The following is a 25453-nucleotide window of genomic DNA, read 5'->3' as shown; positions in this document are numbered from 1 at the left end:
CTCGCGGCTGGAAAAGTCAGCGCTCAACCACGCGGCAGGAACACATCGGCCAGCAGTTGATTGCGCGGCAATCCCTCCAGGAACAGGCGTTTGGAAAACGCCTCGACATTGGCAGGGTGCCCGCAGAGTAAGGCCAGAGTTTGTCGCGAAACAAGCCGCAGTTGCGCCAATGCCTGGGCCGACTCCGCCGCCGTCCACAGCTCCACAGTCAGGTTCGCGTGCTGCGCAGCCAACGCCGCCAGGGGCTCGGCCAGATAATGCCCATCGGCATCATGGGCCAGGTGAATCACGCGGATGGCGCCTTGGTGATCCTGGCGCAGCGCCTCGCGCAGCACGCCCCATAAAGGCCCAAGCCCCGTGCCGGATGCCAGCAGCCACAGCGGCCGCGATTGCCAGTCAGGATCATATTGCAGCGCTCCGCCCCGCAACTCACCGAGCCGCAGGCCGTCGCCCACCTGTAATTGCCGGGCAATATCGCTGAATTCGCCGGGCAGACGGCAATCGAGATGAAACTCCAAAAACGGGTCTTCCTGGGGCAAGCTGGCCAACGAATACGGGCGCGCCACCTGCCCCGCCCACAGCACCAGATGTTGCCCGGCCCGATAACGCAAGCCACGTTCGGGTTGCAGGCGCAGGCGCAGTACCTCGGGGTTCAACCAGTCGACGCCCACCACAGGCGCGGGCAAGCCATCGCGCAGCGGGTCAAATGCTTCAACCTGTAAATCTGCGACAACCTCACACTGGCAGGCCAGACGCCAACCGTCCTGACGTTGCACCGGGCTCAGGGCATCGGGCTGCTTATCAACAACCTCACCCTGGCAACGCACCAGGCACGCATGGCAACTGCCCGCCCGGCAACTGTAGGGCACAGCCACACCCGCCTGATTCAAGGCATCCAGCAGGTTGCTGCCGGTGGCTACCGACCAGTGGCGTTCGCCGACGTGCAGTTCAGGCATATAAAGGCTCAATCACTTCAAAGATTGCCAACGATAACGCGGACAGGCTTTTTGTGGGAGCGGTGGTGCGACGATTCGACTTGCTCGCGAAAGCGGACTATCTGCCCCTATGTGTTGGCGGACACACCGCCTTCGCGGGCAAGCCCGCTCCCACATTGGCGCGGTGTTCACAATCATCCGAGTTTGACCATAGTCGGGTGTATCGGCCACCGCGTCGGGTTATACTGCCGCGCCTTTTTAGCGTCGCGCCTTGCACCACTGTGGCGTGCCTTGGAAAGGTGGTTTCAGCCGACCGATGCAACACTGAAGCCACCTTTATTGAATGTTCCCTTATAGAGGAGCGCGACTCATGACCGTGATCAAGCAAGACGACCTGATTCAGAGCGTTGCCGACGCCCTGCAATTCATTTCCTACTACCACCCCGTTGACTTCATCCAGGCCATGCACGAAGCCTACCTGCGCGAAGAATCGCCGGCAGCCCGTGACTCCATCGCCCAGATCCTGATCAACTCGCGCATGTGCGCCACCGGCCATCGCCCGATCTGCCAGGACACCGGCATCGTGACCGTGTTCGTGCGCGTGGGCATGGATGTACGTTGGGACGGCGCCACCATGGGCCTGGACGACATGATCAACGAAGGCGTGCGTCGCGCCTACAACCTGCCGGAAAACGTCTTGCGCGCGTCCATCCTGGCCGACCCGGCAGGCAGCCGTAAAAACACCAAGGACAACACCCCGGCTGTGATCCACTACTCCATCGTCCCGGGTAACACCGTGGAAGTGGACGTGGCGGCCAAGGGCGGCGGCTCCGAGAACAAGTCGAAAATGGCCATGCTCAACCCGTCCGACTCGATCGTCGACTGGGTGCTCAAGACCGTTCCGACCATGGGCGCCGGCTGGTGCCCACCGGGCATGCTCGGCATCGGCATTGGCGGTACCGCCGAGAAAGCTGCGGTAATGGCCAAGGAAGTGTTGATGGAGTCCATCGACATCCACGAGCTGAAAAAGCGCGGCCCGCAGAACCGTATCGAAGAGATGCGCCTGGAGCTGTTCGAGAAGGTCAACCAACTGGGCATCGGCGCCCAGGGCCTGGGTGGTTTGACCACCGTGCTCGACGTGAAAATCATGGACTACCCGACCCACGCAGCCTCGCTGCCGGTGTGCATGATCCCCAACTGCGCCGCCACCCGTCACGCGCACTTTGTGCTCGACGGTTCGGGCCCGGCGTCGCTGGAAGCGCCACCGCTCGATGCCTACCCGGAAATCGTCTGGGAAGCCGGCCCGTCGGCCCGCCGCGTCAACCTCGACACCCTGACCCCGGAAGAAGTACAAAGCTGGAAGCCGGGCGAAACCGTGTTGCTCAACGGCAAGATGCTCACTGGTCGTGACGCGGCGCACAAGCGCATGGTCGAGATGCTCAACAAGGGAGAAACCCTGCCGGTGGACCTCAAGGGTCGCTTCATCTACTACGTCGGACCGGTTGATCCGGTGCGCGAAGAAGTGGTTGGCCCGGCTGGCCCGACCACGGCCACGCGGATGGACAAGTTCACCCGTCAGATCCTCGATCAAACCGGCCTGTTGGGCATGATCGGCAAATCCGAGCGCGGCCCTACCGCTATCGAAGCGATCAAGGACCACAAGGCCGTGTACCTGATGGCCGTGGGCGGCGCTGCTTACCTGGTGGCGCAAGCCATCAAGAAGTCGCGCGTTGTCGCGTTTGCCGAACTGGGCATGGAAGCGATCTACGAGTTCGACGTCAAAGACATGCCGGTCACCGTTGCGGTGGATAGCAAGGGCGAGTCCGTGCACATCACAGGTCCTGCCATCTGGCAGAAAAAGATCAGTGAAAGCCTGGCGGTAGAAGTGCAGTAAGCACTTCCCCGCAAGGATAAAGGCGACTGCGGCCCCACGGCCCAGTCGCCTTTTTTATGGCGAACTCGGTCATGTGGGAGCTGGCTTGCCTGCGATGGCTTCACCGCGGTTTTTCAGTTGCTCCGAGGTGAAGCTATCGCAGGCAAGCCAGCTCCCACAGAAACTCCACTGACCACAAGTTTTCGGCGGCTCATGCTATGGTGCTCGCCCCTTACCGCGCCTGTTCATCACCGTATGATCGTGATCCCTCGCCCCCTGCGACTGACTTTCTACTCGCTGTTGATCATCGCCGGCGCCGTGCTGGCCGCCGCCTTGGCCACCCGCCATGCCGAACGTCAGGCCTTGGTGGATGACGCCACTCGCGCCAATCAGCAACTGGCGCTGTATGCCAATTCCTTGCACACCCTGATCGAACGCTACCGCGCCCTGCCCGCCGTACTGGCGCTGGATTCGGAAATGATCAGCGCCCTCAAAGCCCCGCTGGACCCCGCCACCCAGGACTTGCTCAACCGCAAGCTCGAGCGCATCAACGGTGCCGCACAGTCTTCCACCCTGGAGCTGATGGACCGTAACGGCCTGGCCGTGGCCGCCAGTAACTGGAACCTGCCCAGCAGCTATGTCGGGCACAACTACGCGTTTCGTCCGTATTTCAGCCAGACCAAAAGCCAGGGCACCGGGCGTTTTTATGCGGTGGGGGTGACCACCGGCATTCCGGGTTATTTCCTCTCCAGCGCCGTGGTCGATGAACACGAACAGTTCCTCGGCGCCATGGTGGTGAAGCTGGAATTCCCCGAGCTTGAGCGCGAATGGGCTCAAGGCAACGACCTGCTGCTGGTCAGCGATGCGCGGGGCATCGTGTTTATCGCCAACCAGCCGGGCTGGCGTTACCGTAACTTGCGCCCCTTGTCGGCCAATGATCTGGCCGAACTCAAGGCGACTCGCCAATACGACAAGAAACAGCTGCAGCCGCTGGACACTCAGACGCTGCAGCGCTTTGACGAAAACAGCCACCTGATGCGGGTCAACGGCCCCGACGGCAACGCCCGTTACATCTGGGAATCCCTGCCGCTGAAAGCCGAAGGCTGGACCTTGCACCTGCTGCGCAAACCGCAGTTCGCTTTTGAAGACCAACGCAACGCCGGCCTTGCCGCCGCCGGTTCATGGCTGGCGCTGGTGTTCCTGCTGCTGTTCCTGAATCAACGCTGGCGCCTGGCCCGCTTGCGTCAACGCGGCCGCGAAGAGCTTGAACAGCTTGTCGAAGAACGCACCCAGGCGCTGCGCACTGCGCAGGACGGCCTGGTGCAGTCGGCCAAGCTGGCGGCCCTGGGGCAAATGTCCGCAGCCCTCGCCCACGAAATCAACCAGCCGCTGACCGCCCAGCGCATGCAGTTGGCGACCTTGCGCCTGCTGCTCGATCACGGCCGCGTGGACGATGCCTATAAGGCGCTCACCCCGCTGGACGACATGCTCACGCGCATGGCGGCGCTCACCGGCCACCTCAAGACCTTTGCGCGCAAGAGCCCCAGCGGCCTGCGTGAACGGCTGGATTTAGCCACGGTGGTCGACCAATCCTTGCACCTGCTCGACGCCCGTCTGCGCGATGAAAGCATTGGTGTGGTGCTGGACCTTAGCCGCCCTGCCTGGGTGCGTGGTGACGCGATCCGCCTGGAGCAAGTGCTGATCAACCTGCTACGCAATGCGCTGGACGCCATGGCCGACAAACCGCGCAAACGCCTGGAAATCCGCCTGCACGCCGACCAACAGCTGTGGCAATTGACCGTCAGCGACAGCGGCGGCGGGATAGCCGAAGCGCATCTGAACAGCGTGTTCGATCCATTTTTCACCACCAAACCGGTGGGCGACGGGCTTGGCTTGGGGTTGGCCGTGTCCTATGCCATCGTGCATGAACTGGGCGGGCGCCTGCTCGCCGGCAACCGTGGCGACGGCGCGGTATTTACCCTGACCTTGCCTATTGCGCTGGAGACACCCGACCTATGTTGAACGCAGTGATTGTGGTGGATGACGAGGCGAGTATTCGCTCCGCCGTCGAACAGTGGTTGAGCCTGTCGGGGTTTGAAGTGCAGTTGTTCAGTCGCGCTGAAGAATGCCTGGCCCATCTGCCCAAGGACTTTCCTGGCGTCATTTTGAGCGACGTGCGCATGCCCGGCCTCAGCGGCCTGGAGCTGCTGGCCGAAGTGCAGCGGCGCGACGCCGACTTGCCGGTGATCTTGCTCACCGGCCATGGCGACGTGCCGATGGCCGTGGAAGCCATGCGCGACGGTGCCTACGACTTTCTGGAAAAGCCCTTCAGCCCGGACGCACTGCTCAACAGCCTGCGCCGCGCCTTGGACAAACGCGGGCTGATCCTGGAGAACCGTCGCCTGCATCAACAGGCCGACCATCGGGCGCAGCTGGAGTCGAGCCTGCTCGGCGTGTCCCGTGGTTTGCAGACCCTGCGCCGCCAAGTGCTGGACCTGGCCAGCTTGCCGGTCAATGTGCTGATCCGTGGCGAAACCGGCAGCGGCAAGGAACTGGTTGCCCGTTGCCTGCATGATTTCGGCCCACGGGCAAAAAAGCCCTTTGTCGCGCTCAACTGCGCGGCCATCCCCGAGCAGCTGTTTGAAGCCGAGCTGTTCGGCCACGAAAGCGGCGCGTTCACCGGCGCCCAGGGCAAGCGCATCGGCAAGCTGGAATATGCCCACGGCGGCACGCTGTTTCTGGATGAAATCGAAAGCATGCCGCTGGCCCAGCAGGTCAAATTGTTGCGGGTGTTGCAGGAACAGAAACTGGAGCGGCTGGGCTCCAACCAAAGTATCCATGTGGACTTGCGCATCATTGCCGCCACCAAGCCCGATTTGCTCGAAGAGGCCCGCGCCGGGCGTTTTCGCGAAGACCTGGCGTACCGTTTGAACGTCGCACAACTGCGCCTGCCGCCGTTGCGCGAGCGTCGTGAAGATATTCCGCTGCTGTTTGACCACTTTGCCCAAAGCGCCGCCGAGCGCCTGGGCCGCAGCGCCGAACCGTTGAGCGGTGCGCAACTGGGGCGCCTGCTCAGCCATGACTGGCCGGGCAATGTGCGCGAGCTGGCCAACGTCGCCGAACGCCAGGTGCTGGGCCTGGGTGAACCGGAGCCGGAAGGCGTCGAGGCCGGGCAATCCCTGGCGGCGCAGCAGGAGGCGTTCGAGGCACATTGCCTCAAGGCTGCGTTGACGCGGCACAAAGGCGATATCAAGGCGGTGCTGGCCGAGCTGCAACTGCCGCGCCGTACCTTGAATGAAAAGATGCAGCGGCATGGGTTGGTGCGGGAGATGTTTCTCTAGGCTGACGTTTGTATCGCCTTTCAGGACGCCATCGCGAGCAAGCCCGCTCCCACATTTTGAATTGTGAATACCTTCAAATGTGGGAGCGGGCTTGCTCGCGATGAGGCCAGCAGCCATAAGCGGATTTCCGCTCACCACCGCAAAACCATCAGCAACTTTCCGCTCAAAAAATTCTTGTAACCCGTCTATTCCGGGCCTTCATCTGTTTGGCACAGCTCCTGCTATAGCCCAAACCAGGCTGCGTTCGTGCGGCTCCATAAAAACAACTAGATGAAGGATCCTTCAATGGATAACTCCAACGCCCTGCCTCTGGGGTCGGCGGCTGTGCCGACTAAAGAGCGCACCACTTCCAGCCGCATCAAATCGATCTTCAGTGGCTCCGTCGGCAACATGGTCGAGTGGTATGACTGGTACGTCTACGCGGCCTTTTCGCTGTATTTCGCCAAGACGTTCTTCCCTGCCGGTTCTTCCACCGCTCAGTTGATGAACACCGCCGCCATCTTCGCCGTGGGCTTTATCATGCGCCCGATCGGTGGCTGGCTGATGGGGCTTTACGCTGACTACAAGGGTCGCAAGGCAGCCTTGATGGCCTCGGTATTGCTGATGTGCTTTGGCTCGCTGCTGATCGCGCTGACGCCGGGCTACGACACCATCGGCATCGGCGCGCCGATCCTGCTGGTGTTTGCACGCTTGCTGCAGGGCCTGTCGGTGGGTGGCGAGTACGGCACTTCGGCCACTTACCTGAGTGAGATGGCGACCAAGGAGCGTCGCGGTTTCTTCTCCAGCTTCCAGTACGTGACCCTGATCTCCGGCCAGCTCATCGCCCTGGCGGTATTGATCGTGTTGCAACAAACCCTGACCACCGAGCAGCTGTATGCCTGGGGCTGGCGCATCCCGTTCGCCATCGGCGCGCTGTGCGCGGTGGTCGCGTTGTTCCTGCGTCGTGGCATGGAAGAAACCGAGTCGTTCACCAAAAAGGAAAAAGCCAAGGAAAGCGCGATGCGCACCTTGATGCGTCACCCCAAGGAAGTGATGACGGTGGTCGGCCTGACCATGGGCGGCACCCTGGCCTTCTACACCTACACCACCTACATGCAGAAATACCTGGTGAACACGGTGGGCATGAGCATCTCCGACTCCACCACCATTTCGGCCGCCACCCTGTTCCTGTTCATGTGCCTGCAACCGCTGGTGGGCGGGCTGTCGGACAAGGTCGGTCGCCGACCGATACTGATCGCCTTCGGCATCCTTGGCACGCTGTTCACCGTGCCGATCCTCACCACCCTGCACACCATCCAAAGCTGGTGGGGTGCGTTCTTCCTGATCATGGCGGCGCTGATCATCGTCAGCGGCTATACCTCGATCAACGCGGTGGTGAAAGCTGAACTGTTCCCGACCGAGATCCGTGCGCTGGGCGTGGGCCTGCCGTATGCGCTGACCGTGTCGATCTTCGGCGGTACGGCTGAAGTGATTGCGCTGTGGTTCAAGAACATCGGTATGGAGACGGGTTACTACTGGTATGTAACCGCGTGTATCGGGGTGTCGCTGGTGGTTTACGTGACGATGAAAGACACGCGTAAACACTCGCGTATCACCACCGATTAAAGATTTAACGCGCTAAAAATTGTGGGAGCGGGCTTGCTCGCGAAAGCGTTCTGTCAGTCAATATTTTAGGCGACTGATACTCCGCATTCGCGAGCAAGCCCGCTCCCACATTGGTTATGATGCGTGCCCCAGAACCGAGTATGGAACAGGCCATGTCCGACGATATCCATTTCTACGAACCCGCCAACGGCCACGGCCTGCCCCATGACCCGTTCAATGCCATTGTCGGGCCACGGCCGATTGGCTGGATTTCGTCACACGATGCCGCTGGACGCCTGAACCTGGCGCCCTACAGTTTTTTCAATGCGTTCAACTACATTCCGCCGATCATTGGGTTTTCCAGTGTCGGGCGCAAAGACAGCCTCAACAACATCGAACAGACCGGTGAGTTCGTGTGGAACCTGGCAACCCGCTCGCTGGCCGAGCAGATGAACCAGAGTTGCGCGGCCGTTTCGCCGGACGTGAATGAATTCGAGTTATCCGGCCTGACGCCGGTGGCCTCGAAAATCGTCGGGGTGCCACGGGTGGGCGAAAGCCCGGTGTCGTTTGAATGCAAGGTGACGCAGATTATTCAATTGCAGCGTGCTGACAAGGCGTTGGTGCCAAGCTGGTTGGTGCTCGGTGAGGTGGTTGCCGTGCACATTGCCAAGTGGCTGCTCAAGGATGGTGTTTACGACACGGCGGCCGCTCAGCCGATTTTGCGCGGCGGTGGCCCGGCGGATTATTTCCAGTTGGGTCCGGAGGCGTTGTTCAAGATGTATCGCCCGCGCTGACCCGATACTGCTCAACAAACACAACAGAACCCTGTGGGAGCCGGGCTTGCCCGCGATAGCGGTTTGTCAGCCACCTGATGAGTTGGCTGGCAAACCGCTATCGCGGGCAAGCCCGGCTCCCACATTTGATCTTTGTTGAGCGATATAAAGTGTTCAGCTTCAGTTTGCGGCGGGTGCCCAAGTCAGCTGACCGTCCTCGTCCACATCAACCAGATATTCAAGTTGCAGCGTCGCTGCATCGTCGGCGTCGGAGGCGGTCTTGAACTTCTGTTCACCCAGGATCTTGTGAAACTGCGGGGCGCCCATGCCATCGAGTGCCTTGACGGCGACGGCGGCGCTGTAGCCACCCTCTTCTTCACGCACTAATGCAGAAACGGCTTCGTGATGGGCAAATTGTTTACGTGCCATGTTGCAGGTCCCGGCCAATGGAAAGTCGGCCATTCTAACCGCTAACCGGCCAGTTGCAGGTACTCACCGTAGGCATGGGCGGCGGATGCATCGGTGAAGGTCTGGAAGTCCATGCTGCGCACTACCATGTCGTTCAACAGCTCGGTAAAGATCATCAAGGCAGGGGAACTGAAGTAGGCGCTCATCGCCTGCTCGCTGCTCCAGAAGCCCGAGACCAGCCATACATCGGGATCGACCTGGGAATGCTGCAACGAGAATTGCAGGCAACCCTGAGCCTGACGGCCCGGTTCGATCAAACTGCTCAAGCGTGCACCGAGTTCGGTGCTGCACCCGGTACGGGCACGGATAAAGGCCATATGGCTCGCGGGAATGGGGGTGGACATGTTCGACTCTCCCGTTGAGAAGTGATGCTCGGCAAGCACTGTGAGGGCGTGTTGCCACAGGATCAAAGATAGCGGCGCGAAGGTGGGCGCAGTTAGTCGATTCCTGCAGGCTTATTGCACAATCCTGCGAGAAGCGTAGATAAGACGTCTGGCCCCTGGGACTTATTCCAACCGCATACTCAATGTTTCAAGCGGATGACAGGCCCTGCACTTGCCTGATTCACGCTCTATCGCAGGATCAGGCAAGGATTGTGCAGAATCGAAGTAACACCTTTTGCAAAGCCGCCGCTAAGCTGGGCCCATCAAAGCAGTCAGTAGAGGACGCCCCATGTCGTCGCCCGAAACCAAGCCAATGCCCCTCGATGCCGAGATGGAAAAACAACGCGCCGAACTGGCCAGCATTGTTCACCGTCACACCTGGGAAGATGGCTCCTACGGCACGGCAATTACCTCGCTGTATCTGAACCGCCACAACACGCCCCGCGATTTCATGCCGGTGCTGGTGGAACCCGCCTTGTGCATCCTGGCCAGTGGCAGCAAGGAAGTGCGCCTGGCCGACGAAATCTTTGCCTACGACCCGCTCAATTATCTGGTGTTTTCGGTGGCGATGCCGGTCGCCGGGCGCATCATCGACGCCACACCGCAAGACCCCAACCTGTCGGTACGCATCAATATCGACCCGGCCCAGCTCACCGCATTGATCGCCGAGGCGGGCCCGATGGGCGTGCCCTCGCGGCCGACATCGCGTGGCATGTACGTTGACCGCATCGACAACCAACTGCTCGACGCCGTACTGCGCCTGGCGCGCCTGCTGGATACACCGAAAGACATCGCCATGCTCGCGCCTCTTATTAATCGCGAGATCCTTTATCGCTTGCTACGTGGCCCACAGGGTTACCGGCTGTATGAAATCGCCGTGGCCAACAGTCAGAGCCATCGCGTGAGCCAGGCGATCAAGTGGTTGAACGGCAACTACGAACAACCGCTGCGCATTGATGACCTGGCCAAGGAAGTGAACCTCAGTGTTTCGACCTTGCACCATCGTTTCAAGGCGATTACGGCGATGAGCCCGCTGCAATACCAGAAGCAACTGCGGCTGCAGGAAGCACGGCGATTGATGATTGCCGAAGGGCTGGAGGCGTCGGCGGCGGGGTATCGGGTGGGGTATGAGAGCCCGTCGCAGTTCAGCCGGGAATACAGCCGGTTGTTCGGGGCGCCGCCGCTGCGGGATCTGGCCCGGCTGCGCCAAAGTATCTGACTCAACCGGGATCAAAATGTGGGAGCCAGCTCCCACATTAGTCCAGGGTTCGGGGCAACTGGAGGGTCACCCGCAACCCCCCTTCGCGCAAATTCTGCAAACTCACTTCACCGCCATGGCTGTGGGCAATGTTGCGCGCGATGCCCAGGCCCAAGCCATAACCCTGCTGCTGCCCCGCCAGTCGGAAGTGCGGCTCAAACACTTGCTCCAAACGCTGCTCCGGCACGCCGGGGCCTTCGTCATCCACATGCAGGATGAACTCCACGCCATCGTCCTCGATATGCAAATGCGCGTTCTGCCCGTACTTCAAGGCATTGTCGATCAGGTTGCCGATGCAGCGCTTGAGCGCCAGCGGTTTGCCCGGATAAGGGCTCAGCGCCCGGCCCGTGCTGGGTGATGCGACCATTGCCGTTCGGCGCCAGGTACGGTTCCACCAGGCAATCGAGCACGTGATTGAGGTCGACCGGCTCGATGTTTTCGTGGATGTCAGTGTCTTTGACGCACTGCAACGCGCCCTTGACCAGCAACTCCAACTCATCCAGGTCGCGGCCGAATTTGGCTTGCAGGTTTTCGTCTTCCAGCAACTCCACGCGCAGGCGCAGGCGCGTAATCGGCGTGCGCAAATCGTGGGAAATCGCGCTGAACAGTTGGCTGCGCTCGGTGAGGTAGCGGCTGATGCGTTCACGCATGGCATTGAACGCACGGCCCACTTCCACCACTTCACTGCCACCGCCTTCGGCCACCGGCTCCACATCGGCGCCCAGGGACATGTCCCGCGCTGCCCGGGCCAGGCGCTTGAGCGGCCGACTTTGCCAATGCACCAGCAAGCCGATAAACAGCAGCAGGAAACCGCTGGTCAGCACGATAAACCACACTTGCTGCGACGGCAGGCCCTGCTCTTCCAAACTGGTGTAGGGCTCGGGCAGCAGCGAGGCGATGTACAACCATTCGCCGGGTGCCAGCTGGATCTGTGTGACCAGCACCGGCGGGTTCACCGGCTCCAGGGTCAGGGCGTAATGCGCCCAGGAACGCGGCAGCTCATCAAGCTTGAGGCCCGCGTTGAAAATACGCAGGTCCTCGGCGCTGACGAATTCCACCGAGATAAGCACGTCGCTGCCCAGGGTTTGGCGCAGCACTTCATCCACGGCTTGCAGCACCGCCTGCTTGCGCGGGGTCTGCGGCAGAATTTGCATGTCCAAAGGGCGGTCGTTGAGGGTCACCACAAAGCGCGTGCCACCCATGCTGCGCAGCTGGTCGAGCACCAACGGGCGATAGGCCACCGGCAGCGAGCGGAAGTAACTCACACTGGCCGTCATCGAATGCGCCAGGCTGCGCGCGCTGGTCACCAGGCCTTCGAGCTGGGTGGCGCGCAACTGCGAAACCCAGATCACGCTGGACAGCGCCTGGGCGAACAGCACCACGAGCAAGGTCAGCAGCAACATGCGCCCAAGCAGCGAACGCGGCACCGGAAAGCGCCGGCGGCGCTCGGTCAGTGGCTCAGTGGGCATTGCCGGCAACCACGCTGGCTGCCAGTTGATAACCGCTGCCGCGCACCGTGCGGATCAGCCTTGGAGGTTTTTCGGTATCGCGCAGGCGTTGGCGCAGGCGGCTGACGGCCATGTCGACGATACGGTCCAACGGCATCAGGTCGCGGCCACGGGTAGCGTTGCCGATGGTGTCGCGGTCAAGAATCTGTTGTGGGTGATCGAGAAACAGCTTGAGCAGGGCAAAGTCGGCGCCCGAGAGGATCACCTCTTCGCCGTCCACGTGAAACAGGCGATGGCTGATCATGTCCAGGCGCCATTCATCGAACACCAGCACATCGCCGCCGCCCGTGCGTTCCTGGCCAAACTGGGCGCGGCGCAACAGGGCTTTGATCCGCGCTTGCAACTCGCGGGGGCTGAAAGGTTTGCCGATGTAATCGTCGGCGCCCAGCTCCAGGCCGATCACGCGGTCGGCTTCGTCGGAACTGGCGGTCAGCATGATGATCGGCACCTGCGCCTGGCGCGGGTGCTGGCGAATCCAGCGGCAAAGGCTGAAACCGTCTTCGTCCGGCAACATTACATCAAGGATAACCAGGTCGCATGGCGCCTCGTTCATCGCCTGGCGGAACCCCGCGCCATCCGGCACGCCACGCACCTGGAAGCCGGCGCGACTGAGGTAGGTCTGCAGCAATTCGCGGATTTCCTGGTCGTCGTCGACGAGGAGAATCGATTTACTGATTACGCTCACGGGGTCCTCCTTGTTGTTATGGCCAAGCTTACGTCATTTGTTGCCCCTGAGGCCCTATCGCAGGCAAGCCAGCTCCCACCTTTAATGTATTCACAGATCAAAGTGTGGGAGCTGGCTTGCCTGCGATGAGGCCATCAGCCCCTAAGCAAAAGCCTGCTCAAGTGCCACACCGGCCCCGGTCAACCCGGAATACGGCGCCGTCACCAACCACACCGGAATGCCTTTGAAGTAATCGCTCATGCAGCCTTTGTCGCTGAAACTCTTGGCAAAACCGCTGTTGATAAAGAAGTCGGCAAACCTCGGAATCACCCCGCCCACGATGTACACACCACCACGCCCACCGGTGGTCAGCACATTGTTACCGGCCACACGGCCCAGCCAGATGCTGAACTGGTTCAACACTTCCATGGCCACCGGGTCGCCGGCCAGGCCCGCTGCCGTGATGGCTTCGGGCGTGTCCAGCACCGGCGTGTGCCCGTCGACCGCGCAAATGGCGCGGTACACACGAGGCAGGCCGCCGCCGCTCAGCGCGGTCTCGGCGCTCACATGCCCGATCTCGCTGTGAATGTGCTGCCACAACTGGGTTTCGCGCGGGCTGCTCAGCGGCAGGTCGACATGGCCGCCCTCCCCCGGCAGCGCTGCATAACGGCCTTCGCCCAAGTCCAGCAAGGTGCCCACACCCAGGCCAGTGCCCGGGCCGATCACCACGGCTGGGCGCAAGGGCTCCGGCGTGCCTTGGCACACCACGCGAAACTCATCGGGTTTGAGCCGCGTCATGCCCAGGGCCATGGCCGTGAAGTCATTGACCAGCAGCAGTTCATCAACCTGCAGGGTTTTGCAAAACGCAGTTTTACTCAGCCGCCAGTGATTGTTGGTGAACTTGAATTCATCGCCACTCACCGGCCCGGCGACCGACAGGCACACCGCGCCGATGTCCCCGATTTCCAGGCCTTCTTCCTTGAGGTAAACCTTGATGGCTTCCTCAGGGCTGTGGTGGTCCGCAGTGGCATGCACGCGGATCGAATGCAGCTCCTGATCCCGCCACAACGCAAAACGGGCGTTGGTACCACCAATGTCACCGACCAGCGCAAGCTTCACTTAAGCGTCTCCAAGGCAGAGGTAAAGGCGCTGGCGCCCTGCTCTGCGGAGCTTGCGGCCAAGCGCATAAATGCAAACAGCTCGCGACCGGCCCCCACGTTGTTGCCCAACAGGCCCGTGGCAGGCGTGCGCGCTGCAAATTCTTCGGCGTCCACCTTAAGCTCCAAGGTGCCCTTCACGCCATCGACGCGAATGATATCGCCATCTTTGACCCGCGCCAGCGGCCCGCCGCTCTGGGCTTCGGGGTTGACGTGAATCGCGGCGGGGATCTTACCCGAGGCGCCGGACATACGCCCGTCTGTTACCAACGCAACTTTGAAGCCACGGTCCTGCAACACGCCGAGGAACGGCGTCATCTTGTGCAATTCCGGCATACCGTTGGAGCGCGGCCCCTGGAAGCGCATCACCGCAACGAAGTCTTTTTCCAGTTGGCCGGCCTTGAACGCGTCGGCCAAGTCTTGCTGATCCTGGAACACCACGGCCGGTGCTTCGACGATCTGATGCTCCGGCGCCACGGCCGAAACCTTCATCACGCCACGGCCGAGGTTGCCTTCCATCACGCGCAAGCCGCCTTCAGGCGAGAACGCACGGGCTACGGGACGCAGGATGGTTTCGTCGAGGCTTTCGATCGGGCCGTCGCGCCAGATCAGCTCGCCGTCGACCAGGAACGGCTCCTGGGTGTAACGGCTCAGGCCCTTGCCGGCTACGGTGTTGACGTCTTCGTGGAGCAAGCCGGCTTCAAGCAGTTCGCGGATCAGGAACGACATGCCGCCCGCTGCCTGGAAGTGGTTGATGTCGGCCTTGCCGTTTGGATACACGTGGGACAGGGTCGGCACCACCTCGGAGAGGTCGGCCATGTCCTGCCAGGTGAGGATGATGCCCGCCGACATGGCGATGGCCGGCATGTGCAGGGTGTGGTTGGTGGAACCACCGGTCGCATTGAGGGCGACGATGGAGTTGACGATGGATTTTTCGTCGACGATCTCGCCGATCGGCGTGAAGTCGCCGCTGGCCTTGGTCAGGCGCGTGACCTGGTGCGCGGCTTCGCGGGTCAGCGCGTCACGCAGCGGCGTGTACGGGTTGACGAACGAAGCGCCCGGCAGGTGCAGGCCCATCACTTCCATCAGCAACTGGTTGGTGTTGGCGGTGCCGTAGAAGGTGCAGGTGCCGGGGCTGTGGTAGGACTTCATCTCCGATTCCAGCAGCTCTTCGCGGGTGGCCTTGCCTTCGGCGTAACGCTGGCGCACGTCGGCTTTCTGCTTGTTGGAGATGCCCGACGGCATAGGGCCGCCCGGTACGAAGATCATCGGCAGATGGCCGTAGCGCAGCGCGCCCATCATCAGGCCAGGGACGATCTTGTCGCAGATGCCCAGCATCAGCGCGGCATCGAACATGTTGTGGGACAGCGCTACCGCCGTCGACATGGCAATCACTTCGCGGCTCAGCAGGCTCAGCTCCATGCCGGGCTCGCCTTGGGTCACGCCGTCGCACATGGCGGGCGTGCCACCGGCGAACTGGCCGACCGAGCCGACTTCGCGCAGGGCTTTCTTGATTTGTTCAGGGAAATGTTCGTACGGCTGGTGCGCCGAGAGCATGTCGTTATATGACGAAACAATTGCCACGTTGGCGGCATTCATCATGCGCAGACTATTTTTATCTTCAGTGCCGCAGCCGGCCACGCCGTGGGCAAAGTTGGCGCATTGCAGCTTACCGCGCATCGGGCCGTCGCTGGCCGCGCCGCGAATGAGCGCAAGGTAAGCCTCGCGGGTTGCACGACTGCGGGCGATAAGCCGTTCGGTGACCTCAATAACGCGGGGATGCATGTGTAGAACTCCAGGCTAACGGATGTGGCGACCTGAGTGTCTATGCTGATCAAACGCCCGCAGCGCATGGGATGGCAGGGTGTCGTTTGAATCATCGGACCAGTTGATTCAGGTCACTCGTTGTAGATTGAACAAAATATTGCCACTAAAAAGGCTTGTTTTCTATTTTTATGCGAATAATCTTGTAATTCTTACAACAAATCGACGACAGGCACTTTCCAATGACTCTTCGTATCGCAATCAATGGTTTTGGCCGTATCGGCCGTAATGTCCTGCGCGCACTGTATACCCAAGGCTACCGCCAGGATTTGCAGATCGTCGCCATCAATGATCTGGGCGACAGCTCGATCAATGCCCACCTGCTCAAATACGACACCGTACACGGCACTTTCGAAGCAGAGGTCGCCCACGATCAGGAAAGCCTGACCGTCAATGGTGACCGGATTGCCGTCAGTGCCATCCGCAACCCGGCTGACTTGCCGTGGGCTGCGCACAAGATCGACGTGGTGTTCGAATGCACCGGTCTGTTCACCGACCGCGACAAGGCTGCCGCCCATATTACCGCCGGCGCGCGCAAGGTGATCATCTCGGCCCCGGCCAAAGGCGCGGATGCCACCGTGGTTTACGGGGTAAACCATGACATTTTGCGTCAGTCGCACCAGATCATCTCCAACGCGTCGTGCACCACCAACTGCCTGGCGCCTGTGGCTCAGGTGCTGCATCGCGAGCTGGGCATCGAAAGCGGCCTGATGACCACCATTCACGCCTACACCAATGACCAGAACCTCACCGACGTGTACCACACCGACCCGTACCGCGCGCGCTCGGCCACCCAGAACATGATCCCGAGCAAGACCGGTGCCGCCGAAGCGGTCGGCCTGGTATTGCCGGAACTGGCGGGTAAGCTGACCGGCATGGCCGTACGGGTGCCGGTGATCAACGTGTCGTTGGTGGACCTCACCGTGACGCTGAAGAAAGAAGCCACGGCCGAGCAAGTCAACGCACTGCTGAAAGAAGCCAGCCAGCACTCGAAAATCCTCGGCTATAACACCCTGCCGCTGGTTTCGAGCGACTTCAACCATAACCCGCTGTCGTCGATTTTCGATGCCAATCACACCAAGGTCAGTGGCAAGTTGCTGAAGGTACTGGCGTGGTATGACAACGAGTGGGGCTTCTCCAACCGTATGCTGGATAACTGCCTGGCGCTCTGCAACGCCGAGTAAACCGACCAGGTTGTTTCATTGTGAGGACTGGCTTGTGTGGGAGCTGGCTTGCCTGCGATGCAGGCACCCTGGTCTGTCATACAGACCGCGGTGATGCTATCGCAGGCAAGCCAGCTCCCACCAAGCCAGATACCACATGAGTCGACGCAGCATCTCAAAGTGCCACTTGCCATTTGAGTTGATGATAAGCATTATCATTAACTGCAAACCGGTCTGGTATCACTGTGAGCCAATCTCGCTTCAACCAAGTCTTTCTCACCCAACGGGTGATTCTGCTACGCACTCTGCAGCGGATGGTGAATAACCACAGCACCGCCGAGGACCTGTTGCAGGAAACTTACCTGCGCGTTACGCGGGCGCTCAGCGAGCGGCCGATCGATCACCTCGAACCCTTCGTCTATCAAACCGCGCGCAACCTGGCGCTGGACCATCTGCGCTCGCGCCGCATCCAGGCCCGCACACTGCAAGAAGATGTGCCGCTGGATGTGCTGCAGAGCGTCGCCGCGCCGATCAGCACGCCCGAAGACGCCACCCAGGCCGAGCAATTGCTCGAACACCTGAGCGTCAGCCTCGGCCAGTTGAGCGCGCGCCAGCAGCAGATTTTCATCCTCAGCCGCCTGCACGGTTGCAGCTACCAAGAGATTGCCGATCAGTTGCAAGTGTCCTTGAGCACGGTGCAAAAGGAACTGAAATTGATCATGGCCATCTGTGTAGGAGTGGCCGAACGGCTGGATCAGCCTTAAGCTTCACCCGACAGAGGTGTCGAACCAGGCTGTAGGAAAGATGAATAGAACGTGGCGAAGACCCGAGGAACACCGTGACGGACCCGAATAAACTGCGCCCCCATGAGCTGGCTCATGAGGTGTTGCAAGACGCGGCCATGGACCAAGCTCTCGACTGGCTGATCGCCTTGCAATGCCCGCAACCCGGGCAGCAAGCCGAGTTCGATGCCTGGCTGGCCAGCGACCCGGCGCACCTGCTCGCCTTCAGCAAGGCCCAGGCCGCCTGGGGCGGCGCGCCGGTTCACAGCGCCGCCGTGGCCCTGGCAGTGCCGCGCAAACCCAGCGCGTGGCGGCGTTTCAAGCCGCATTGGAAACCCCTGGCCACCGCCGCTGTGCTGCTGATCGGTCTGTTCAGCTTCAGCAACTTGCCCGTGCGCCTGCAGGCCGACCACCTCACCGTCGTCGGTGAACGCCAGCGCCTGCAATTGGATGACGGCTCCAAAGTGCTGCTCAACACCAACTCGGCGTTTTCCAGCAGCATCAAGGACCACCAGCGCGTCGCCCGACTGTTTCAGGGCGAAGCTTTTTTTGAGGTGGCGCCCAGCCGTGGCCTGCCGCTGGAGATTGACGCCGGCCCCGTGCGCGCCAGCGTGCGCGACACCGACTTCGCCGTGCGCTACCTCAATGGCGAAGCCCAGGTGCAGGTGCAGCGCGGCGACGTGGACTTGAGCAATACCTTTGACGATGCCCGCGTGCGTCTGAGCGCCGGTGAGAGTATCCGCATCGGCCCCAAAGGCTTCGGCCAACCGGCCAAACTGGATGCCGGTAAAGACTTGGCGTGGGTCCAGGGCCGCCTGGTATTCGAAAACTGCCCGATGAGCGAAGTGCTCGCCGAGTTGCGCCGCTACTACCCCGGCTGGATCGTCAACACCAACGACAAGCTCGCAAGCGTGGCCGTCACCGGCAATTACCGCCTCGATCAACCGCTCGATGTGGTGCGCTCGCTGGCGCACATCACCTCGGCCAAGCTCTCGGAATACCCGGCGCTGGTCATCTTGAACTAAATGAGAATTATTTTTACTCGATAGTCACCGGTGGTTCGTCTCGTTATAGCCAATGCAACTGATTCCTATTTGATCAGCTCGCAACTATAAGATTCGTATCTCCGGAGCGCTCTCGATGTCCTCTCGTTTCAACCGCCGGTCCTCTTCGCCCGTCCTGTCGCTGCTAACCGCCGCCATCCTGCTGGCCAGCGCGCCGGTGATGGCCGCTACTGCCGCCGAACCTGCCGCGCGCAGCCACGGCAACTACAGCTTCAGCATCGAACAGCAGCCATTGGTGTCGGCGTTGAATGCCTTTACCAGCGTGACCGGCTGGCAAGTCGGCCTGCCGGCAGAACTCGGCCAGGGTGTGTCGTCCCCCGGCGTACGCGGCGCACTCTCGCCGGAAAAGGCCCTGGACCGGCTGTTGCTGGGCACCAACCTGAGCTACCGCAAACTGGGCAATAACAACATCGTGCTGGAAAAGCGCCCGGCCGGCAGCACGCTCAACCTGCAACAGGTGACCATCAGCGCCACCCGCAGTGAGCAGGACGTCAACAGCGTGCCGAGCACCGTCACCGTGCATGCGCGTGAGGAGCTGGACCGCCAGAACGTGAACACCATCCGTGAGCTGGTGCGTTACGAGCCCAACGTGTCGGTGGGCGGCGCAGGCACCCGCGCCAGCAACGCCGGCTACAACATCCGTGGCATCGACGGCGACCGCATCCTCACCCAGGTAGACGGTGTGGAAGTACCGGACAACTTCTTCAACGGCCCGTACGCCAAGACCCGTCGCAACTACGTCGACCCGGAAATCGTCAAGCGCGTGGAGATCCTGCGCGGCCCGGCGTCAGCCCTGTACGGCAGCAGCGCCATCGGCGGCGCAGTGAGCTACTTCACCCTCGACCCGGACGACATCATCAAGCCCGGCCAGGACGTCGGCGCCCGCCTCAAAACCGGCTACAGCTCCGCCGACGACAGCTGGCTGACCTCCGGCACCGTCGCCGGCCGCGTGCAGGACTTCGACGGTTTGCTGCACCTGAGCCAGCGCAATGGCCATGAAATGGAGTCCTACGACGGCAACAACGCCACCGGCCTGGCCCGCACCGGCGCCAACCCGGAAGATGCGCGCACCACCAATATCCTGGCCAAAATGGGCTGGAATTATGGCGATGACAACCGTCTTGGCCTGACCTACGAGAAGTTCAAGGATGATCGCGACGTCGACTTGAAGAACGCAGTGGGCGGACCGTTCATCGGCGGTCGCGGAATGAACCTGTACCGCGCCCGCTCGGGTAACGACACCATCACCCGCGAGCGCTTCGGCCTGGAAAACACCTTCGGCCTCGACTCGCCGATTGCTGACCGTATCAAGACCAGCCTCAATTACCAGATCGCCAAGACCGACCAGAGCACCGCCGAAATCTACCAGTCGGGCCGTCGCGTCATGCGCACCCGTGACACCCTGTACGAAGAAAAGCAGTGGGTCTTCGACGCTCAGCTGGACAAGGCGTTCAGCCTCGGTGAAACCGATCACCAGGTCACCTACGGCACCACCCTCAAGCAGCAGAAAGTCAGTGGTTCACGCGAAGGCTCGGCCTACTGCCTCGCCGTCGGCTCAGGCTGCACGGCCATCGGCGCGCCCAGCCCGTCTGCCGGCGACAGCGTAAAAAAGTCCAGCGACTTCCCGGACCCGACCATTAACACCTACTCGCTGTTCGCCCAAGATCAGATCACCTGGGACAAATGGACCTTCCTGCCCGCTGTGCGTTACGACTACACCCGGCTCAAGCCCAAGCTGACCCAGGAGTTCCTCAACACCGTCAACCCGACCGGCGCCTACCCGGTCAGCGACAAAGAAAAAACCTGGCACCGCGTAACGCCAAAATTCGGCCTGACCTATGCGCTGACCGATCAATACACCTGGTTCGGCCAATACGCCGAGGGTTTCCGCACCCCGTCGGCCAAGGCGCTCTATGGCCGCTTTGAAAACCTCAACCTGGGCTACACCGTCGAGCCAAACCCGAACCTCAAGCCGGAAACCAGCAAGGGCATCGAGACCGGGATTCGCGGCCAGTTCGACGAGGGCTCCTTCGACATCGCGGTGTTCTATAACAAGTACCGCGACTTTATCGACGAAGACGCCTCGGTCGCCGGCGGCGATATCCAAACCTTCGAAGCCAACAACATCAAGCACGCCACCATCAAGGGGATTGAGGCCAAAGGCCGCCTGAACCTCAACGCAATTCGGTGCACCGCAAGGCCTCTACACCCAAGGCTCGGTGGGCTACACCTACGGTCGTAACGACGACAACGGCGAGCCGCTCAACAGCGTCAACCCGCTTAAAGGCGTGTTCGGCCTGGGCTACGAGCAGGAGCAATACGGCGCGCTGGTCAGCTGGACGCTGGTAAAGAAACAGAACCGTGTCGACAGCACCACCTTCCACGCACCGGATGGCAGCACCAGCGCTCCGTTCAAGACCCCAGGTTTTGGCATCGTCGACCTGACCGGCTTCTACAAAGTCACCAACGACGTGACCATCAACGGCGGTATCTACAACCTCACCGACAAGAAGTACTGGAACTGGGATGACGTGCGCAGCTACGACGGCGTCGGCGAAGCCGGCGTGACCGCGCCCGCCAACCTCGACCGCCTGACCCAGCCGGGTCGCAACTTCGCGATCAACCTGATCTGGGACATCTGACCGCCGCTCTCACCTCGCCGCCCTATATCAGCGGCGAGGTGAGGTTTTTTTACTGTGCCGCGTCTTCTTGTTCGTCTAGTTGATAACAGCTCTCTTTAGAGCACCCAGGCGCTCCCCTTCTCAAGGATTTTTTCGATGACCGCTTCTCCTACCGCAGAACGCCCAAGCCTGCGCTCCCAGCGCCTGAACCAGATCACCCACGCGCCACACACCAAGCTCGACGCGCTGGTCAAAGCCCACGCGCCATTTGAAACCCCCGCCAACTTTGCCCGTTTTGTGGTGGCGCAGTACCTGTTCCAGTCGGAGCTGGTGGCGCTGTACAACGACCCCGAGTTGATCAAGATCGTCCCGGACCTGGCTGAGCGCTGCCGTGCCGACGCCGCCAAACTCGACCTGGCCGACCTGGAAACCGAGGTACCGGCACCGGTTGCCGGCGCCGTAAAAAACCCGAGCAAAGCCGAAGCCCTGGGCTGGCTGTTCGTGTCCGAAGGCTCCAAGCTGGGCGCTGCATTCCTGATCAAGCGCGCCGTGGGCCTGGGCCTGAGCGAAACCTTCGGTGCCCGTCACCTGGGCGAGCCGGCTGGTGGCCGCGCAGAAGGCTGGAAGCGCTTCACCCGCACCCTCGACGGCCTGGCGTTCAGCGCCGAAGAAGAAGCCGCGGCGGAAAAAGGTGCCATTGACGCGTTTGTGCGCTTCACCGTGCTGCTGGAACAGGCGTACGCTAGCAGCCCTGAACTGGCGTAACACTTGAATTGAAATGCAATCAAATGTGGGAGCGCGCTTGTTGTGGCGAGCAAGCTTGCTTGCGCTGGGGTGCGAAGCGCCCCCAAAAAGCCGACTCCAGCTACGCTGTCGAACGGGAGCAAGCTCCCTCGCCACAGCAAGCCCGCTCCCATATTTAAATTTTATTCCAGGCTGAATCTTCCTCGACTTCGCAAAACAACCATGACCGGCAAAACCCAATCCACCTCAAAAATCGCCCAGCTGCTCTTCGGCCTGCTGGCCTACGTCAGCCTGGGCATTGGGTTGGTGGCGATTGTCATACCGGGTTTGCCCACCACTGAATTCATCCTGCTGGCCGCCTGGGCTGCGACTAAAAGTTCGCCGCGCTTGAGTGCCTGGCTGGAAAACCACCGGCTGTTTGGGCCGATTCTGTTCAACTGGCGCAATGGCAAGATCATCGCGCGCCGGGCCAAAGTCAGCGCCACCGTGAGCATGCTGCTGTGCGCCGTGCTGATGCTGGTGATGCTCGATCACGGCTGGCCGATCTACCTGGCGATTGCCGGAATGAGCCTGGGCAACCTGTGGATCTGGTCACGCCCCGAACGGCTTGCAGCCCCCGTATAACGCGGCGTGTAGTCTTTTGCCTACCGCTCATCGCCTTTCCCTCATGAAACATCCATTTACGCCGATGTTTCGGACATAGCGCCGAATGGACTTGGCTCGCCCTGCTTGCATTTCAACGAGTCCAATCGCGAGTGAACCTATGTTTGACACCCTCTCCATCCGCTTGAAAATCGTGCTGCTGTCGGGCCTTTGTCTGCTGGGGGTGATAGCGCTGATCATCAGTATCAACCTGTACGAGACCGATCAGAATGACCATTTGATCAGCGATTCAAGCTCGCGAATGCTCACCCAAAGCGTTCAACACCTGCTGCAAGCCAAGGCCGCCGAACAAGCGGTGCAGTTACAGAAAACCTTTGGCGAAAACCTTGTGGTGGTCACCGCGCTGGCCGATCACGTCAAAGACCTGCGTGCCCTCGCCAACAAACGAGCGCTGGAACCCGGCGCATTGCGAGAAGAGCTCAACCAGAGTGTCAAAACCGCTTTTGAGCGCAACGGCAAGGTACTGGGCATCTGGCTGTCATTCGAACCCAATGGCCTGGATGGCAAAGACAGCGACTTCGTCAACGACAAAACCCGCGTTTCCAATGAAAAAGGCCGTTTCTCCAGCTACTGGAGCCGCGCCGGCGGCGAAGGACTGAACACCGTGATGGTCGAGGCTGACCTGACCAAAACCACCCTCAACCTCAGCGGCACGCCCTACAACATCTGGTACACCTGCCCACGAGACACGCGCACGGTGTGCCTGCTCGACCCGTATTCCGATGAAGTGGCCGGCAAGCAGGTGCTGATGACCACTATTTCGCTGCCGCTGATCGTCGACGGTAAAGTCATTGGTGTGGTCGGTATCGACCTGGCGCTCAATACGCTGCAGGCGATGACGGACGCGGCGCAAAAAGAACTGTTCGACGGCGCGGCGCACCTGGAGATTCTGTCCAGCACCGGCTTGATTGCGGCGTACAGCGGCCAGCCGGACAATGTCGGCAAGAACCTGATCGACACCATCGGCGGGGAAGGCAAGGAAATCGTGCAACTGCTGGCCAACGATACCCGCACGATCCGCGAGCAAGATGACACGATCCGCGCCGTGTACCCGGTCAAGCCGATTGCCGACGCCAAGGCCTGGGGCGTTGTGATCAAACTGCCCAAAAACGTGATGCTGGCCGACACCTTGAAACTGCAAGACGTGCTCGACAAAGCCCAGGCCTCGGGCACGCTCAAAGCCTTGCTGGTCGGCGCCGCTGCTGCCTTGCTCGGCCTGCTGTTGATCTGGCTGACCGCCACCGGCGTGACCCGCCCGATCAACACCGTTGCAGCCATGCTCAAGAACATCGCCAGCGGCGAAGGCGACCTCACCCAGCGCCTGACCTACGCCAAGAAGGACGAACTGGGCGAGTTGGCAAACTGGTTCAACCGCTTCCTCGACAAGCTGCAACCGACCATTGCGCAGATCAAGCAGAACATCACCGAAGCGCGTGGCACGGCGGACCAGTCCTCAGCCATTGCCCGCCAGACCAGCGAAGGCATGCAGGTGCAGTTCCGCGAGATCGACCAGGTGGCCACTGCCTCCAATGAAATGAGCGCCACCGCCCATGATGTGGCCAACAGCGCCTCCAACGCTGCCAGCGCCGCCCGTGGCGCAGACCAGTCAGCGCGTGACGGCATGTCGATCATTGAACAGAGCACCCGCGACATCACCACTTTGGCCGAAGAGGTCAGCAAGGCCGTGACCGAAGTGGAAGCGCTGGCGGTCAACAGCGAACAGATCGGCTCGGTGCTCGAAGTGATCCGCAGCATTGCCGAGCAAACCAACCTGCTGGCCCTGAACGCTGCCATCGAAGCCGCACGCGCCGGAGAAAGCGGGCGCGGGTTTGCGGTGGTGGCCGACGAGGTGCGCAACCTGGCCAAGCGCACCCAGGACTCGGTAGAAGAAATTCGCCTGGTGATCGAGCGCATCCAGAGCGGCACCCGTGGTGTGGTGGCGACCATGCATTCCAGCCAGCAACAGGCCCAGAGCAATGCCGGGCAGATCCATCAAGCCGTACAGGCGCTGGGCAAGATCAGCGATGCGGTGACGGTGATCAGCGACATGAACCTGCAGATCGCCAGCGCTGCCGAACAACAGAGTGCCGTGGCCGAAGAGGTCAACCGCAACGTCTCGGCGATCCGCACCGTGACTGAAACCCTCACCGGCCAGGCCACCGAGTCGGCGGCCATCAGCAGCCAACTGAATGCGCTGGCGACCCAGCAGATGAAGTTGATGGATCAGTTCAAGGTTTAGAAAACCGTGCGATCCCTGTGGGAGCTGGCTTGCCTGCGATAGCGGTGGGTCAGCCGATGCATCTGTGGCTGATGTGCGGGATGTCAGGTCGTGTACATATCCGTTGCTGCGGTAACGTCCGCTATTGGTTCCGCTCTTACAGCGGGTCACTTTTGCAAGGACCGGAATGCCGGCCCAGTCAAAAGTAACCAAAAGGTCCTCGCCCCAACACTCGGTGCCTCGCTGTGGCTCGGCATGCCCGCAATCCGACAGTGATTTGGGGGGCCGCCGCGATGGGCCATCCTTGGCCCAGCGCGGCTAAACCGGCATCCCTGCCGGTTTACCCCCCAAATCACTGTCAGATTCCGGCCATCGTGTTTGACGGGGCGATTTCAGATCAAGATCAAAAGCGCAGATCAAAAGACCGCTG

The 25453-nt window shown here is 61.1% G+C and carries 18 protein-coding genes and 3 pseudogenes; 14 read left to right on the top strand and 7 right to left on the bottom strand.

Annotated elements, in window-relative coordinates:
* Positions 1 to 23: 23 nt before the first annotated feature.
* Complete coding sequence (locus tag QF043_RS04330) at positions 24 to 956, bottom strand: iron-sulfur-binding ferredoxin reductase (RefSeq protein ID WP_307417615.1); 933 nt, start codon at positions 954 to 956, stop codon at positions 24 to 26.
* 349 nt (positions 957 to 1305) lie between these two features.
* On the opposite strand from QF043_RS04330, the gene QF043_RS04325 reads away from it, so the two are divergent.
* The 5 genes from QF043_RS04325 (at position 1306) to QF043_RS04305 (ending at position 8527) form a co-directional block, all read left to right on the top strand.
* Complete coding sequence (locus QF043_RS04325; RefSeq protein WP_307417614.1) at positions 1306 to 2829, top strand: fumarate hydratase; 1524 nt, start codon at positions 1306 to 1308, stop codon at positions 2827 to 2829.
* 234 nt (positions 2830 to 3063) lie between these two features.
* Complete coding sequence (locus tag QF043_RS04320) at positions 3064 to 4830, top strand: ATP-binding protein (protein WP_307417613.1); 1767 nt, start codon at positions 3064 to 3066, stop codon at positions 4828 to 4830.
* On the top strand, positions 4824 to 6149 hold the full coding sequence (locus tag QF043_RS04315; protein ID WP_058422723.1) for a sigma-54 dependent transcriptional regulator: 1326 nt from the start codon (positions 4824 to 4826) through the stop codon (positions 6147 to 6149). Before QF043_RS04320 ends, QF043_RS04315 begins: the two co-directional genes overlap by 7 nt.
* A 285-nt stretch (positions 6150 to 6434) precedes the next feature.
* Entirely contained in the window at positions 6435 to 7754 is a 1320-nt protein-coding gene (locus tag QF043_RS04310) for an MFS transporter (protein ID WP_307417612.1), read from the top strand.
* 152 nt (positions 7755 to 7906) lie between these two features.
* On the top strand, positions 7907 to 8527 hold the full coding sequence (locus QF043_RS04305; RefSeq protein ID WP_307417611.1) for a flavin reductase family protein: 621 nt from the start codon (positions 7907 to 7909) through the stop codon (positions 8525 to 8527).
* A gap of 159 nt (positions 8528 to 8686) precedes the next feature.
* On the opposite strand, the gene QF043_RS04300 is transcribed toward QF043_RS04305, so the two are convergent.
* Both QF043_RS04300 and QF043_RS04295 read right to left on the bottom strand, forming a co-directional pair.
* On the bottom strand, positions 8687 to 8968 hold the full coding sequence (locus QF043_RS04300; RefSeq protein WP_307417610.1) for a hypothetical protein: 282 nt from the start codon (positions 8966 to 8968) through the stop codon (positions 8687 to 8689).
* A gap of 8 nt (positions 8969 to 8976) precedes the next feature.
* On the bottom strand, positions 8977 to 9318 hold the full coding sequence (locus QF043_RS04295) for an antibiotic biosynthesis monooxygenase family protein (RefSeq protein ID WP_065930419.1): 342 nt from the start codon (positions 9316 to 9318) through the stop codon (positions 8977 to 8979).
* Positions 9319 to 9646: 328 nt separating this feature from the next.
* Here QF043_RS04295 and QF043_RS04290 point away from each other — a divergent pair, with 328 nt between their 5' ends.
* On the top strand, positions 9647 to 10576 hold the full coding sequence (locus tag QF043_RS04290; protein WP_056858657.1) for an AraC family transcriptional regulator: 930 nt from the start codon (positions 9647 to 9649) through the stop codon (positions 10574 to 10576).
* Between the two features lie 37 nt (positions 10577 to 10613).
* Here the strand turns inward: QF043_RS04290 and QF043_RS04285 are convergent.
* The 4 genes and pseudogenes from QF043_RS04285 to edd all read right to left on the bottom strand — a co-directional run bounded on the left by QF043_RS04285 (position 10614) and on the right by edd (position 15729).
* A pseudogene (locus QF043_RS04285) lies at positions 10614 to 12084 on the bottom strand (ATP-binding protein).
* Positions 12074 to 12808 carry a response regulator gene (locus QF043_RS04280; protein ID WP_017139770.1) on the bottom strand — a complete coding sequence of 245 codons (735 nt, stop codon included), beginning with the start codon at positions 12806 to 12808 and terminating at the stop codon, positions 12074 to 12076. The pseudogene QF043_RS04285 and the gene QF043_RS04280 overlap by 11 nt, the downstream one beginning before the upstream one ends.
* A 141-nt stretch (positions 12809 to 12949) precedes the next feature.
* Positions 12950 to 13906, bottom strand: coding sequence for a glucokinase (locus QF043_RS04275; RefSeq protein ID WP_099485537.1), 957 nt, complete (start codon positions 13904 to 13906; stop codon positions 12950 to 12952).
* Positions 13903 to 15729, bottom strand: a complete 1827-nt coding sequence (gene edd / locus QF043_RS04270) for a phosphogluconate dehydratase (RefSeq protein ID WP_078738903.1) — start codon at positions 15727 to 15729, stop codon at positions 13903 to 13905. Before edd ends, QF043_RS04275 begins: the two co-directional genes overlap by 4 nt.
* Positions 15730 to 15950: 221 nt before the next feature.
* Between edd and gap the strand changes: the two genes are divergently transcribed.
* From gap to QF043_RS30690, 8 genes and pseudogenes are all read left to right on the top strand, one after another.
* Positions 15951 to 16952, top strand: a complete 1002-nt coding sequence (gap, locus tag QF043_RS04265) for a type I glyceraldehyde-3-phosphate dehydrogenase (RefSeq protein WP_065930415.1) — start codon at positions 15951 to 15953, stop codon at positions 16950 to 16952.
* 224 nt (positions 16953 to 17176) lie between these two features.
* Positions 17177 to 17695 carry an RNA polymerase sigma factor gene (locus QF043_RS04260; protein WP_056858662.1) on the top strand — a complete coding sequence of 173 codons (519 nt, stop codon included), beginning with the start codon at positions 17177 to 17179 and terminating at the stop codon, positions 17693 to 17695.
* Positions 17696 to 17769: 74 nt separating this feature from the next.
* Positions 17770 to 18738: a FecR domain-containing protein gene (locus QF043_RS04255; RefSeq protein ID WP_307417608.1), complete on the top strand. Its 969-nt coding sequence runs from the start codon at positions 17770 to 17772 to the stop codon at positions 18736 to 18738.
* Positions 18739 to 18853: 115 nt separating this feature from the next.
* Positions 18854 to 21419: pseudogene (locus QF043_RS04250) on the top strand (TonB-dependent receptor).
* 135 nt (positions 21420 to 21554) lie between these two features.
* Positions 21555 to 22163, top strand: a complete 609-nt coding sequence (locus QF043_RS04245) for a biliverdin-producing heme oxygenase (protein ID WP_307417606.1) — start codon at positions 21555 to 21557, stop codon at positions 22161 to 22163.
* Positions 22164 to 22364: 201 nt separating this feature from the next.
* Positions 22365 to 22766 carry a YbaN family protein gene (locus QF043_RS04240; protein ID WP_017139762.1) on the top strand — a complete coding sequence of 134 codons (402 nt, stop codon included), beginning with the start codon at positions 22365 to 22367 and terminating at the stop codon, positions 22764 to 22766.
* Positions 22767 to 22851: 85 nt separating this feature from the next.
* Positions 22852 to 24186 (top strand): annotated as a pseudogene (locus tag QF043_RS30695) (HAMP domain-containing protein); the annotation flags it as partial.
* Between the two features lie 102 nt (positions 24187 to 24288).
* Positions 24289 to 25044, top strand: coding sequence for a methyl-accepting chemotaxis protein (locus QF043_RS30690; protein ID WP_371919053.1), 756 nt, complete (start codon positions 24289 to 24291; stop codon positions 25042 to 25044).
* Positions 25045 to 25453: the final 409 nt, after the last annotated feature.

Origin of the sequence: Pseudomonas sp. W3I7, from assembly GCF_030816095.1 — a bacterium.
Classification (GTDB): domain Bacteria; phylum Pseudomonadota; class Gammaproteobacteria; order Pseudomonadales; family Pseudomonadaceae; genus Aquipseudomonas; species Aquipseudomonas salomonii.
Note: the sequence above shows the minus strand (reverse complement) of the source record. Positions and strands in the feature narration are given on the sequence as shown.

Coding starts and splice junctions, on each gene's coding strand:
- QF043_RS04330 (WP_307417615.1), bottom strand. CDS start 956: ATGCCTGAACTGCACGTCGGCGAACGCCACTGGTCGGTAGCCACCGGC.
- QF043_RS04325 (WP_307417614.1), top strand. CDS start 1,306: ATGACCGTGATCAAGCAAGACGACCTGATTCAGAGCGTTGCCGACGCC.
- QF043_RS04320 (WP_307417613.1), top strand. CDS start 3,064: ATGATCGTGATCCCTCGCCCCCTGCGACTGACTTTCTACTCGCTGTTG.
- QF043_RS04315 (WP_058422723.1), top strand. CDS start 4,824: ATGTTGAACGCAGTGATTGTGGTGGATGACGAGGCGAGTATTCGCTCC.
- QF043_RS04310 (WP_307417612.1), top strand. CDS start 6,435: ATGGATAACTCCAACGCCCTGCCTCTGGGGTCGGCGGCTGTGCCGACT.
- QF043_RS04305 (WP_307417611.1), top strand. CDS start 7,907: ATGTCCGACGATATCCATTTCTACGAACCCGCCAACGGCCACGGCCTG.
- QF043_RS04300 (WP_307417610.1), bottom strand. CDS start 8,968: ATGGCCGACTTTCCATTGGCCGGGACCTGCAACATGGCACGTAAACAA.
- QF043_RS04295 (WP_065930419.1), bottom strand. CDS start 9,318: ATGTCCACCCCCATTCCCGCGAGCCATATGGCCTTTATCCGTGCCCGT.
- QF043_RS04290 (WP_056858657.1), top strand. CDS start 9,647: ATGTCGTCGCCCGAAACCAAGCCAATGCCCCTCGATGCCGAGATGGAA.
- edd (WP_078738903.1), bottom strand. CDS start 15,729: ATGCATCCCCGCGTTATTGAGGTCACCGAACGGCTTATCGCCCGCAGT.
- gap (WP_065930415.1), top strand. CDS start 15,951: ATGACTCTTCGTATCGCAATCAATGGTTTTGGCCGTATCGGCCGTAAT.
- QF043_RS04245 (WP_307417606.1), top strand. CDS start 21,555: ATGACCGCTTCTCCTACCGCAGAACGCCCAAGCCTGCGCTCCCAGCGC.
- QF043_RS04240 (WP_017139762.1), top strand. CDS start 22,365: ATGACCGGCAAAACCCAATCCACCTCAAAAATCGCCCAGCTGCTCTTC.
- QF043_RS30690 (WP_371919053.1), top strand. CDS start 24,289: ATGCAGGTGCAGTTCCGCGAGATCGACCAGGTGGCCACTGCCTCCAAT.